Source organism: Micromonospora inaquosa (assembly GCF_003857055.1).
Lineage (GTDB): Bacteria > Actinomycetota > Actinomycetes > Mycobacteriales > Micromonosporaceae > Micromonospora > Micromonospora inaquosa.
The window spans coordinates 1-11,696 of record NZ_QGSZ01000403.1 but is presented as its reverse complement, the minus strand read 5'-3'; the positions used below and the strand labels follow the sequence as shown (position 1 = coordinate 11,696).

The 11,696-nt window shown below is 68.8% G+C and carries 13 protein-coding genes; 4 read left to right on the top strand and 9 right to left on the bottom strand.

What is annotated here, in order from left to right:
* Positions 1–2: 2 nt before the first annotated feature.
* From DLJ59_RS35885 to DLJ59_RS35860, 6 genes are all read right to left on the bottom strand, one after another.
* Positions 3–728: a class I SAM-dependent methyltransferase gene (locus DLJ59_RS35885; RefSeq protein WP_244236407.1), complete on the bottom strand. Its 726-nt coding sequence runs from the start codon at positions 726–728 to the stop codon at positions 3–5.
* 179 nt (positions 729–907) lie between these two features.
* Positions 908–1,099, bottom strand: a complete 192-nt coding sequence (locus tag DLJ59_RS35880) for a hypothetical protein (protein ID WP_124778551.1) — start codon at positions 1,097–1,099, stop codon at positions 908–910.
* 149 nt (positions 1,100–1,248) lie between these two features.
* Positions 1,249–1,917 carry a hypothetical protein gene (locus tag DLJ59_RS35875; protein ID WP_124778550.1) on the bottom strand — a complete coding sequence of 223 codons (669 nt, stop codon included), beginning with the start codon at positions 1,915–1,917 and terminating at the stop codon, positions 1,249–1,251.
* Positions 1,918–1,953: 36 nt separating this feature from the next.
* Positions 1,954–2,637: a GOLPH3/VPS74 family protein gene (locus DLJ59_RS35870; protein ID WP_124778549.1), complete on the bottom strand. Its 684-nt coding sequence runs from the start codon at positions 2,635–2,637 to the stop codon at positions 1,954–1,956.
* 14 nt (positions 2,638–2,651) lie between these two features.
* On the bottom strand, positions 2,652–3,662 hold the full coding sequence (locus tag DLJ59_RS35865; RefSeq protein ID WP_124778548.1) for an acetamidase/formamidase family protein: 1,011 nt from the start codon (positions 3,660–3,662) through the stop codon (positions 2,652–2,654).
* Positions 3,659–5,065, bottom strand: a complete 1,407-nt coding sequence (locus DLJ59_RS35860; protein WP_124778547.1) for an APC family permease — start codon at positions 5,063–5,065, stop codon at positions 3,659–3,661. Before DLJ59_RS35860 ends, DLJ59_RS35865 begins: the two co-directional genes overlap by 4 nt.
* 474 nt (positions 5,066–5,539) lie before the next feature.
* Here DLJ59_RS35860 and DLJ59_RS35855 point away from each other — a divergent pair, with 474 nt between their 5' ends.
* Positions 5,540–6,151: a hypothetical protein gene (locus tag DLJ59_RS35855; RefSeq protein ID WP_124778546.1), complete on the top strand. Its 612-nt coding sequence runs from the start codon at positions 5,540–5,542 to the stop codon at positions 6,149–6,151.
* Here the strand turns inward: DLJ59_RS35855 and DLJ59_RS35850 are convergent.
* The gene (locus DLJ59_RS35850) at positions 6,141–6,587 is read right to left on the bottom strand and encodes a hypothetical protein (protein ID WP_124778545.1); all 447 of its coding nucleotides are present in this window, start codon (positions 6,585–6,587) and stop codon (positions 6,141–6,143) included. The genes DLJ59_RS35855 and DLJ59_RS35850 overlap by 11 nt on opposite strands.
* A 36-nt stretch (positions 6,588–6,623) precedes the next feature.
* On the opposite strand from DLJ59_RS35850, the gene DLJ59_RS35845 reads away from it, so the two are divergent.
* Both DLJ59_RS35845 and DLJ59_RS35840 read left to right on the top strand, forming a co-directional pair.
* The gene (locus DLJ59_RS35845; RefSeq protein WP_124778544.1) at positions 6,624–7,211 is read left to right on the top strand and encodes an HD domain-containing protein; all 588 of its coding nucleotides are present in this window, start codon (positions 6,624–6,626) and stop codon (positions 7,209–7,211) included.
* Positions 7,208–8,170, top strand: a complete 963-nt coding sequence (locus tag DLJ59_RS35840; RefSeq protein ID WP_124778543.1) for a phosphotransferase — start codon at positions 7,208–7,210, stop codon at positions 8,168–8,170. The genes DLJ59_RS35845 and DLJ59_RS35840 overlap by 4 nt, the downstream gene beginning before the upstream one ends.
* Positions 8,171–8,240: 70 nt before the next feature.
* Here DLJ59_RS35840 and DLJ59_RS35835 read toward each other — a convergent pair whose 3' ends face one another.
* Positions 8,241–8,906 (bottom strand): 2'-5' RNA ligase family protein, encoded by a 666-nt coding sequence (locus tag DLJ59_RS35835; protein WP_124778542.1) that lies wholly within the window; start codon positions 8,904–8,906, stop codon positions 8,241–8,243.
* Positions 8,903–10,261, bottom strand: a complete 1,359-nt coding sequence (locus DLJ59_RS35830) for a helix-turn-helix domain-containing protein (protein ID WP_244236408.1) — start codon at positions 10,259–10,261, stop codon at positions 8,903–8,905. Before DLJ59_RS35830 ends, DLJ59_RS35835 begins: the two co-directional genes overlap by 4 nt.
* Positions 10,262–10,774: 513 nt before the next feature.
* Between DLJ59_RS35830 and DLJ59_RS35825 the strand changes: the two genes are divergently transcribed.
* The gene (locus tag DLJ59_RS35825) at positions 10,775–11,395 is read left to right on the top strand and encodes a hypothetical protein (protein ID WP_124778540.1); all 621 of its coding nucleotides are present in this window, start codon (positions 10,775–10,777) and stop codon (positions 11,393–11,395) included.
* Positions 11,396–11,696 lie beyond the last annotated feature (301 nt).

Below are 11,696 nucleotides of genomic sequence, written 5' to 3'. Positions count from 1 at the left end.
GGTCAGGACGATGTCGTCGCTGTGCAGGTGCAGTCGGCGTGGGGGATGGGCGCCGGCGCCTTGCATGGGGACGAAGCCGCAGACGTGGGCCGAGGTGGCGGTGAGGTGCTGCCGGTGCGGGTGAGGGCGAGGCTGCGGGTGTGTCCACGGATGCGCAGGGGCACGACGAGGGTGCCATCGGGGGCGAGTTGGCTGGTCCAGGTGGTGGGGATGTCGGCGGCTTCGGCGGTGACGATGATCGTGTCGTAGGGGGCGCTGGCGGGGTAGCCGTCCTCGCCGTCGGCGTGGGCGACGCGCACGGTGTGGTAACCGGTGCGGGCGAGCGCGGTGCGGGCCCGGTCGGTGACGTCCGCGTCGATGTCGATGCTGGTGACGGCTCCGGTGGGGCCGACGACGTGGGCGATGAGGGCGGCGTTGTAGCCGCCGGAGCCGATTTCCAGGACGCGGGCGCCGGGTCGTAGCGCTGCTTGTTCGATCATCTGCGCTTGCAGCCAGGGCGCGGAGACGGAGCTGGTGGCGCGCCCGTCCGGGCCGCGTTTGGTGACCACCACGTCGTCGGCGTAGGCGTCGACAAGGTCGACGTTGTCCGGGACGAACGCCTCGCGGGGTGTGGCGCGCACAGCGGCTTCGACGGCGGGTGTGGTGATCGCGCCGGCGGCGACCAGGTTGTCGGCTAGCCGGGCGCGCAGTTCCTCGGCAGTCGGTCCGGATGCTTTAACGTCGGTCACCTGGCGGTCCTTTCATATCGTTCGACGGTGCGGTCGCAGCGGCAGGAAGCGGCTGAGAGGCGGGTCACCTGCCGAAGGCACAAGTCGGTTTCGCTCGACGTTGAACTGGGCTGGCCGTGGGGTTTTGTCAGCGTAGGAGGGCGCGGGGCAGGGCGGCCGGTGCCGCACGGTTCGCGTTGTCATCCCTGAGGGGGATGGTGGTGGCGCTGCTCGACGCAGCGCTGGTTGAGCAGGCTGAGCTGACCTTCCTGATCTTCCATCCGCTCGATGGTGGGACGGGCGGGGTGAGCGTGCCGGTGGATGGCCATGGTGTCCGTCGGCAGTGCCCCGGCGGAGGCGCAGTGTCCGAGGGCGTGCAGCACGGCGGCCATCTGAGCCTGGGCGGTGAGGATGGAGTGGGGTGGTCGGCCTGGTGCTGCTGGACGCGGTCGACGACCGAGGCGATGAGCGCCGTCGTGTGGACGCGAGGGACGGCATCGGTGGGTGGATCCTTCCAACGACGCGGGGCGGTGGATGTGGTCTATCGGGCGGTGGCCGCCGATGGTGAGGCGGCCGGTGGACCCGGCCGCGTACCGCTTTCGGTGGGGTTGGTGGGCCAGCGTCGGCCGCCGCCGGCAGGTCGATGCATGCCCAGCAGGGTAGGACCGTGGGGGAGGCGGATCGGGGTCTGCGCCCGGTAGCCGTGGCGGGTGAACAGCGTCCGGTCGCGGACGGTGACTTCCGCCCAGGCGGGCATCTCGGTGCGGTCGATGCGGGTCAGGTAGTGGGCCAGCATCACCTCGTCGAGACCGCCCGCGTCCTGCGGTGGGGTGGCGAGGGTCGCGAGGTGGTGGTGCGCGCCGGCCGGCCGGCGGGCTTCCAGGACGGCGTCGAGGGTGCGGAACCGCTGAAGGTAGGGGCCGGCGGCGTCGGCGAGGCGGGACGGGTAGTTCGCTGGTGGTGGCAGCGGGCGTAGCCGGTGCAGGCCGACGGTGGCGGCGGTGAGGTCGTCGGTGACGTGGATGTCGCCGAAGAACAGGGCATGCTCGACCCAGATCTCGGCAACGGCCGTGAGCACCCGTAGCCGGTGTGCGGCGTCGGGTACCAGCCATTCGCCGAGGCTGCCGGGGTGCAGAGCGGCGGCGACGACGCCTGCCACTTCCTGCCGCTCGGCCCACCGCAGGGTGCGGATGCGGGGTGTGTTGTCCATCGAAGGTTGTCCTGTCCTTGTGCTTGGGACGGGTGCTTATCGGTAGGTGGCGGTGGCGAGGTCACCGACGGTGGCGTCCACGGCGGCGGTGACGGCCCGTACGGGCTTGTAGTGCTGGTCGGCGACGGTCCGCAGCCGGGCGGGCAGGGTGGCGGTGTCGTCGTCGAGATACAGGTACGGCGACAGGCCCAGCACGGCGACGAGGCCGGCGAGAGCGGCGGTGTGGTTGTCCGGCTGCTCCCGTCCCCGGGCCAGGGCACACAGCCGGGCGCGGGGAATGATCTGCCAGCGGGTGTGGCTGGGCAGGTACGTGTCGGCCCGAACCAGCCCGGCCAGGCGGCGCCGCTGCTGGTGGCGCAGGATCCCGGAGGTGACCAGACCGGCGCGGGTGCGGTCGTACAGGTCGTCGCTGAACGCCCGCAGCCAGCCCCGCAGCGGCGGCGGCGTGGTGGCGTGCCGGATGGAGGCGATCGCGGTGTCGGCGATCAGATCGCCGACCGGCCGGTCCTGATGCAGGTGCAGGGTGAGGTCGCCGCCGGGGCGGGTGGTGGCGTTCGGGTTCAACATCACCCGCCCGGCGAGGAACAGGTCGATCAGGACCGCGCCGGCCATGCCCAGGGCGAGGGCTGGGCGGTGCACGTGGGGTTGTCCGGTGTCCTCGTCGTGCCCGAGCAGGAACACCTCGTCCCGCAGTGGCAGCGGGGGAGTCAGCGCGGTCATCGCGTGCTCGCCGTCTACCGCGGCTCGGCCGCGCGCCGCAGCCGGGCGTGCACCCCACCGTAGGCGGCGCAACCGCCCGGCAGCAGGGCCGTGTCCACCGTGGCCAGGACGGTGTAGTTGGGGTCGCACACGTTCCCGATCGGCGCCCGGCCGGCCTGGGAGATCAGCTGGTAGGCGTCGAGGGTGTCCATGCCGGTCAGGTCGGCCACCCAGCCGACGAGGTCGGTGTGGGCGATGCGGTAGGCGTCTTCCAAAGGTCGGGCGCAGCCGACGGAGGCGATGCCGGTGTCGGTCTCTAGCCGTGGCCACACCGTCGGCGTCTTCCTGACCACCTCCACGGCCAGGGTGGTGACCGTGGCGATTTCCACGCCGACGCCGCAGGCCTCACCCTCGCCCTGGCGGGCGTGCCCGTCGCCGAGGGCGAGCATCGCCCCGTGCACGTTCACCCCGAGATACACGGTCGTGCCGGCGCGCACGAGGGGGGTGTCGAGGTTTCCGCCGTGCGTGTCCGGGACGATCGTCGCCCGGGTCTCGAACCCGCCCGGGGCCACACCTATCGTGCCGATCATCGGCTCCAACGGCAGATCCACGTTGTGGTCGGTCTCGGTGGCCTGGAACCGCACCGTGCCCGCGTCCCGGTCGATGCCGTACACCCACACCCGCTCCTCAAGCGGCGGTTGCAGGGTGGCCGTGTGGGAGGTCGACGTCAGCGCCCCGAAGTGCGGGAACGTCGACGACACCCCCCACTCCCGGGCCGGGATGATCGACATGATGTGCACGGCGAGGGTGTCACCGGGCTCGGCGTCCTCAACGAAGAACGGCCCCGACACCGGATTCAGATACGGCATCTGACACACCTGCGACGGCAGGTCCGCTGGCCCGCGCACCCGCCCACCGAAGCAGTCCTCGGTGAACACCTCCAGCACATCCCCGGACCGCAGGTGCGCCACCGGCATCCGCCCACCGAACGTGTACGCCAACTCGTCCCGGACCGGCCGGTAGACAATCGTGTCCACGACGGTCACACCCTCTGCATCTCATGCCGGGCCGGCCCTACCGGGGCCAGCCCCGACAGCACCGGCCGCCGGCCCGTGGCATACAAGCCACCTAGAACCAGCACCCCCAACGCCAGCCACGCCAGACCGAGGCGCTGCGCCGCGATGTTCGCATTCACCACCACGTACGCCAGGACCGCGAACCCGACCGCCGGCATGAGCAGGTGCGCCCACCAGTTCCGGCTACCCCGCCGGATCAGGTAGTGCACGACCACGGACACGTGCAGCACCAGGAACGCCACCATCGCCCCGAAGTTGATCAGCGACGACAACAGGGTGATCCCGTCCGCCCGGAACGACATGTACAGGCCGAGGGCGAGCGACACCACCGCGGTCAGCAGGGTGGCGTTCAACGGCACGTTCCGCCGGGCCGAGACCTTCGCCAGGAAGGCCGGTAGCTGCCGGTCCCGGGCCATCGCGTACAGCAGGCGCGACGTGGCCACCTGCGCCACCATGCTGTTCGGCAAGCCCCACGCGATCGCCGTCGCCACCGCGCACAGCGTCGCCAACCACCCGCCGCCGGCCACCCGGGCCGCCTCGTAGAACGCCGTTCCGTCCTGATCCCCGTCCGTCAGCAGCCCGGCCGGGTTCGGCACAAGCATCGCCGCAAGCCACGTCTGGACAATGAACAACACCCCCGCCAGCACCAGCACGGCGGCCATCGCCCGGCCGATCTGCCGAGCCCCGTCCCGGGTCTCCTCCGCCAACATCGAGATGCCGTCGAAGCCCAGGAACGACAGCACCGCTATCGAAACCGCGCCACCGACCAGCGACCAGGTGAACATGTCGGAGTTGTAGAACGCCTCCCAGCTGAACCGGCCCCTACCCGAGGCCAGGGCCCAGCCCGCGATGGTGAGGAACACCGCCAGCACGAGCAGCTCACCGACCAGCATCACCCGGGTCACCACCGCGGTCATGCGGATCCCGACGGAGTTAACGATCGTGTTGACCACGACGAACCCGAGCAGCCACCCCCACACCGGCACCCCAGGCACGGTGGCGTGCATCGCCACCGACGCCACCAGATACAGCAGCCCCGGCACGAGGACGTAGTCGAGCAGAATCACCCAGCCGGCGAGGAACCCGACCGGTGGGCTGATGCCCCGGCCGGCGTAGTTGTACACGCTGCCCGACATCGGGAAAGCCCGCACCATCTGCGCGTACGAGAACGCCGTGAAGACCAGCGCCACCACACCGATCGCGTACGCCAGAGCCACCATGCCGCCCGAGCCGGAGTACACGCTACCGAAGATCGCCATCGGCGCGATCGGCACCATGTAGACCAACCCATAGGCCAGCAGATCCCGAAACCGGAGATGTCGCGCCAACTCCTGCCGGTAGCCGTAACGCTCAAGGTCATGCTGATCCAACATCAGGATCCTCTCAAATGCGATCGAAGAATCGCGGGTGTCTGCTTCGTCAGAATCGCCGCTTGCGGCGACGTGACCGCCACGCATTCAGGGAAGAGCGGAACGGCTGTCGCGCGACGACGAAAGTGACTAAAGGCGAAGACAGTCGATGTCGGTAAGCGTCGGCCACCACGTCTGACAATCCGCCGACAAGATCCCCGGTCGTCGACGGCCGCGCTGTTGGCCTATCCGGTGAGCGCCGTCGGCCCACGAGGACTCAGCGCGCGGACCTCATCGGGAGGGCACCATGGTGTTGGGGAATCAATGTTGGAGCTTTGTCGGAGGTCGATGCGGCGGGTTATCGACATCCGTCGACCTGGCCGTTAATGAAGGCATCACCGTTGCGTGCCGCCAGCGCGACGGACAGCGGTGACAGGCGATCCGGCCGCAGTCCGGCAGCGCCTACCTATGCCCAATACACCCGTAGGAGGACATGCGATGGCCCCACAAACCATGCCCGAACCCGCTGAGGTCGGTCGCCGAGCCGCCGAGATCCTCGACCAGGTCATGCAGCACCCGTCATCCGAGCGGCTGCGCAGCTCGTCGATGAAGTACTCCAGCTGCTGGGCGACGTTCACCGGCTACCCGGCGATCAGCCGCTGGTCCCTGGACCGGGACGCGGGTCCACTCCTGACCGAGGCGATGCGGGTCCTAGCGCTCAAGGCTGCGGTGTTCGAGCTTTCCGGCGGCGACGAGGAAGCCGCAGAGCTGCTGGTTCCGGCACCGGTCGACGAGATGATCCACGCCGTGCTGGCCCAGTTCACCCTGATGTCCCAGATGCAGCGCGACTTGGGGGTCACCTTCCCGCACGCTACCGAGTTGGAGGAGTTCACCTACACCCGCGGCTGCCTCACCGACGCGTACTACGCCGCCGCCGGCTGGGGGCCGCAGCCACTGTGCTACTGGCTGGACTCCGCCGAGGTGACCCGCCGGCTGGACCAGCTCAACACCCACTACCAGGCCGCAGGCCTGGGACGCGACGGACGCAGCCACAACTTCAACTTCGACCAGCCGGACCCGGCCGCCGCCCCGATCGGGGTCAGCGGTTAGCCAGCTCCACCGACAGCACCCGCCGCATGGCCGCCACCACCTGCTTCGGGTCGAACCTCGCCGCGGCGAGACGCTCGGCGCGGGCGACGGCACCGAAGATCTGCTCCGACGGAGCGTCGCGCAGCACAGCGACGAGCCAGCCTTCCAGATCCACCAGATCAGTAGGCAGCACCAGGGAGGCAGGCGTCGGCGCCGGTCGTGACGCGCGGGCCGGGACCGGCTCACCTCGCGAGGCGTAGCGGCCCGGTGGCAGCCCGACCCGATACGGGTGCACACACACGGCGACACCCTCGACGGTGACTCGCCATCCGATGTCCTGGTTGTAGGCGAACTCGGGTCCGGGCCGGTCGACCACGTCGAACTGGCCCGGCCCGAGTCGCTGGGCGGGACACACCACGCACGTCTGCTCACACCACTGCGGTAGCGGCCCGGACATGGCGCCGATGCTACGGCAACCAGGAGGTATCAGACCATGACCGTCTTATCCCCTCCCCGGGCCGCCATCGTCGACCGCGCCCTACGCGACGCCCGGCGATGGTGCGCCGGACATTCCATCGACGACCGCCCCGCACTGGCCCACGCGGTCCGGGTCGCGGTGACCATCGGCGAGCATGTGCCGAACCCGGCACCGGATCTGATAGCGGCAGCGCTGCTGCACGACATCCCCGACTTCGCGCCCCGCACGCCGGACATCTACCAGGTCCTCGCCACCGCCTACGGCCCCCAGGTACCGCGAATCATCGCCGCCCTGCAGGCCGAGCACCAAGCCCTCGACATGCCGGACCCGCCCATCCGCGTCGACGACCTACCGGTACTGCTCGCCTCAACCGCCGACAAGATCGTCGCGCTGACATCGCTGCTGCGACGGGCGCACACTAGCGGCGACGTCCCCGACTTCCTCCGCACGCGCCCGGCGCTGCTCACGCTACTGCCACACTTCCGGGCCTTCCACCAGGCAGCCCACCCTCGGCTGCCGGCGAGCATGTCGGCCCGCCTTGACACTGCGCTGGCGCTGCTCGAGCGAGCCGCCACCAGCATCCAGACGGCGAGCAAACCGTGACCGCCATAGATGCCACGTTGGCGGAACAGCTACGCCGCGACATGCTCACCGCCGCCGGCCATCAACAGACCGGTGGGCAGGTCATCCAGGAGTGGGAACTGTCGACGGTGCACCGGCTGTACCTGAGCGACGGCAGCAGCGTGATCTGCAAACTCGCCACAGCACCGTTCACCGGCGAAGCCGCGCTGCTGCGATACCTCAACGAACAGGGCGCCGCCGTGCCCCACCTGCACGGCTACACGCTCCGTCCGCAGGCACTGGGCATGCTAATGGACGACCTCGGCGACCCTATCCGCCCACCGACCATCGCCGAGGCCGCAGCTGCCGCCGGCGCGGTCCACGCCATCCCCCCAGTGCCCGAACTGCCCGCATTCGACCAACAGACCCTGGCACGCCTTCCCGAGCAGGCGCTCGCCGCACTCGACGCGCTGCACCGCCAAGGCCGTTTCCTCAACACGGGCATGATCGAGGACCTGCTGCGGCGGCTGGCGGCTGTGGCAGGCAGGCGCGCCGACGGTGCCGAACGAGAGCCCTTCGGCCTGTGCCACGGCGAGTTCCACCGCAGCTCGCTGCACGTCAGCCGCACCGGATGCCGCCTCGTCGACTGGGCGAAAGCCTTCACCGGGCCCGGCCTGCTCGACCTCGCCACCTGGTTCGGCACCCGCACCACCACTGAACCCGCCCAACTCACCCGCCTGATTCGCGCCTACGTCGCAGCCGGCGGCAGCGCCAACGCCCACTCCGACCGCGGCGGCCTCCCGGCAGCTCAATGGGCGCTGGGATGGCACCGCGTCTGGGCAGCCTGGTGGTTCCTGACCACAGCCGCCGCAGGCCACCACCAGCCCGACACCGACAGCCACCACACCCAGGTCGTGCACCGGCAACTGCACGCAGCCGCGCAACTGCTCGACGCCACCCCGCCTGGCGCTGCCGGCAGGCACCTCACCACCGTCGGATGATCCCGAGTAGCTGGGGTATGCGTCCAGCTCGATCCGCTCGGCGATCACGCCCTCAGACCCAGCAGGTTCGTCACCGGGCGAGAGGTGCGACGGCCATCGTTGTCCACTCATAGGTGCGGTGTTCTCGACGCAGCGCGATTAGCGTTGCCTGTCGGATGGTCACCCGGGCAGGTGACCGGTGGCGGAGGGTAGTGAGGCGCGCGCAAATGGGCTCGGTCGGTGCCTGCGAACCGCTGTAAGCGATCGTCACGTGAGGCCGGAACCCTTCGGCGGCCTCTGGCACGGCCGGCCAGACTGCGCTGATCGCATCACGAATGGTGGCGCGCAGGTGCTCGACGCGGTCCCATGGGCGAACAAGCAAACCGACCCCTTCGGCGTCGGGGTCGACTGGACCGAGCGACAGCTCCAGCGGCGGCAAGCCGGCACAGCGTCGCTGGGTCTCAGCGACTATCGCTTCGATGTCGCTGTTGGTGACCTCGTCGGTGAAGCCGAGACCCTGCATGGTCAGATGCAGCCCGTCGAGCGGCACCAAATCGAGCCCAGGCAGAGCGAGCTGGCTTTGCAGGTCGGTGACAAGGCTATGAAGTTCAGGCTGGTGTTCAAAGGTGAGGTGCCAGGTGTAGAACTGGCGGTCGGCTCGCCAGCCTGGACGCCAGTACCAGTGGTTGGTGAGTTGGGGCAGGTCCTGGTAGGCGGTCCAGCGCTGATGCAGGTTGGCCAGTTCCCGGCTGCTCATGACAGCGATGGTAGAGCGGGCCGTGCGGTGGTATCGATCTGCGTGCGGTCAGCCAGCAGGTCGGCGACGTGCCGTAGCTGCGGCTGGCTAGCGAAGGGGTGAGCGGCGGCGAGGAACTGCCGGGCGCGTTGGTGAACCGATTCGAAGCGCTGGTCCGCAGTGAGGGTGAGCGCTTCCATCGCCAGCGTGGCTGCCTGCTCAGGGTCGGGACGATCGGCGTGCAGGTGAGCGGTGGCCAAGTCCAGGCGGCTGAGTGCTCGCGGACCGGCCAAACCCGCGGTGTCGAACGCGTCGATTGCGACGGTCAGATGGTTGGTGACACCTGCGGTACGACCAAGCGCAAGGTAAGCGGTCGCCGCGTTGGCCGCAGTCCTCGCCGGACAGTACGGGCCGAGGGCGAGGCTCGCGCTGACCGGCGAGCCGGCCGGGTAGTCGGACAGCATGGTGAACGCATCGTCGACCGCACGATCGACTCCATACCGGTCACCGAGACGGGCGAGGGACCGCGCCAGACCGTTGATGGTAAGACGGATGCGGTGCACGCTGGTACCGCCGCGGCGCAGGCCATCCTGGGCGTAAGCCAGTGCATCGTGGTAGTCACCAGCGTAGAAGGCCACCAAGCTCTGCGTGGCCCGTGCCCAGGCTTGCACGTCGGGCTGATCGGCAGCCTCGGCGAGGTCGAACGACTCGGCGGCGTAGGCGTGCGCGACAGTGAACGCGCCGAGGTCAAGGGCGAGCGCGCCAAGAAGCCCAGATAGATGAGCGGCGACGGCGTAAAGACGGGCGCGTTGTGGTGGGTGCTGCCGGCCGGCCATGAGCTGGTCTATGTAGGCGCGCAGCGGTCGCAGACGCCCCATGAGGATTCCAGGGGTGAGGCGCTCGTTGTCGGCGATCGCCTCGAGGACCTCGTTCTCCAGATATGTGAGGCGGACGTTGTCATCGGTGGAAGACTTCAACGCCAGCCGGCGGGCGTCAATGCGGCCCTCACATTCCCATAGGACAGCACCGTCATCCACTTCAGCGCATGCGTGGCCAGTGTCCGTCGGTGTCGCAGGCCCTGACGCGGTCTCAAACTCCTGCAGCGCCGATGAGCGGCGTCGCCGATGGTCCCGCTCGGTGATCCGGTCATACTCGCTGACGAGGACGCCACCGGTCTCCAGCACGATGTCGCAGCGCGCCCAGAAGGACCGGTCCGGGTGCTGGTGGCCGGTTTCGGTGTTCGCCACGGAACTGCGCCCGTATTGCACGAGCCGCGCTAAGTCGTGCTGGGTGTGACCGGCGGCCCTCCGTAATTGGGCGAGCCGGCGGCCGAGCGCGCGGCGGGCGGTCTTGGTCTCGTCGCTGTCAGCCAACACTTCCAACCCCCGGTCACCTGCACGCGGTCACGGTGCGCGCCGACGATAATCGCCGCTTGTGCACCGAGCATCGGCGCGGCCGTTCGCCGCTGCCCGTTCGGCAGCATTGTCAGGTCCTCATTCTCGCGAGCGGAGGCAGCCAGCGGTCCGATCGCGTTGTCGAACTTTTGTCGGAGTTTGTGTCGGGGTCTGGCGGCAGTGTCGGCGCGTCGCGCTACGGGGGACGCTGCCAACCTGACCTACGAAACACACCTTAGTTGCAGGCTGTCCACACCACTGGCCGACAACACTCGAACCGCCTTGCTCCGCTCTTGCCGTCTCGGCCTTGAGTCTCGGTGTCGCCTCGGCCTGCTTTACCAGAGCCCCCGCAGGCTTTGAGGGCCGGGCTCGGCATGAGCGGGTAGTTGCGATCGCCGGACACATCTGATCACGCCTGACGAGTGGCCGGATGTCTGCCGCCGGGGGAGCGCGATCACGAGACGTTACCCATCATCCGCGGAGTAGGGTCGCCCCGTGGAGGCGTTTGAATCGATGGTGGCGCTTGCGCTGGAGGACGAGCAGCTGGTGGTGTCCGAGGCGATCAAGTTTCCGGTGCCACGCCAGACGCCAAGTGGGCTGCAGACCCATGGCTACGAGGTTGACCTTGTTGGTGCCCGGTCGGACAAGCTCATCCTCGCTTCGGTGAAGTCGGCGTTCGGCTCCCGTGGAATCGTTGCCAACCACGTCATGGGGTCGACCGGCGATGTGCGGGCGCGCAAGTTGTATGCGCTGCTCAACGATCCGGTAATACGTGATGCGGTGCTGCTCGGGGCTGCGGTGCGCTACGGGTATAGCCCGTCACAGGTTCACCTTCGATTCTACGTCGGTAGGTTCGCCGGCCCGACCCGCGGCATAGACGAGAAGCGAATCCGAGACTGGTGTGACAGCCAGACCGTCGGCGGTGGACCGATCGAGGTGTACGGCGTGCGCGATGTCGTGGACCGGGTCATGAAGATCGCAGCCAAGAAGCAGTACCGCGATCATGCAGTACTCGTAACGCTGAAGGCACTCTCCGCCGCTGGCGTGCTCAACCTCAAACTGCCGGAAGTGTCCGCCACCGACGCCGCACCTAATCAGCTCGAGGGTCTCGTCTGACCGGTGTAGCTGACGGAGCATCATCGCATGGCAGAGGGGTAATGCAGCCTTCGCTATGGCTGGTACACAAGGCACAGCCCCAGGTCGCGTCGCGGTGCCGGCCAGCACGGCGCGGGCCGCGGCCTCGGCGTCAACCAGCTGGATGGGCTACACCATAGTGACCCTTATGGACACGGCGAATTCAACTGATCGTCGCAACACCTTGATCACGGAGGTTTGCGATGGGGCGCGGGAAGAGGCAGATGCGTGCGGTGCCGGCTGGTGCGCGGCGACAGTGGGAGTCGGATCGGGCGTTGCGGCC

What these genes read in the sequence shown, in the direction of transcription:
- DLJ59_RS35855 (WP_124778546.1), top strand. Translation starts at nt 5,540, where the DNA reads ATGGCCCCACAAACCATGCCCGAACCCGCTGAGGTCGGTCGCCGAGCC.
- DLJ59_RS35835 (WP_124778542.1), bottom strand. Translation starts at nt 8,906, where the DNA reads ATGAGCAGCCGGGAACTGGCCAACCTGCATCAGCGCTGGACCGCCTAC.
- DLJ59_RS35850 (WP_124778545.1), bottom strand. Translation starts at nt 6,587, where the DNA reads ATGTCCGGGCCGCTACCGCAGTGGTGTGAGCAGACGTGCGTGGTGTGT.
- DLJ59_RS35880 (WP_124778551.1), bottom strand. Translation starts at nt 1,099, where the DNA reads ATGGCCGCCGTGCTGCACGCCCTCGGACACTGCGCCTCCGCCGGGGCA.
- DLJ59_RS35845 (WP_124778544.1), top strand. Translation starts at nt 6,624, where the DNA reads ATGACCGTCTTATCCCCTCCCCGGGCCGCCATCGTCGACCGCGCCCTA.
- DLJ59_RS35875 (WP_124778550.1), bottom strand. Translation starts at nt 1,917, where the DNA reads ATGGACAACACACCCCGCATCCGCACCCTGCGGTGGGCCGAGCGGCAG.
- DLJ59_RS35870 (WP_124778549.1), bottom strand. Translation starts at nt 2,637, where the DNA reads ATGACCGCGCTGACTCCCCCGCTGCCACTGCGGGACGAGGTGTTCCTG.
- DLJ59_RS35860 (WP_124778547.1), bottom strand. Translation starts at nt 5,065, where the DNA reads ATGTTGGATCAGCATGACCTTGAGCGTTACGGCTACCGGCAGGAGTTG.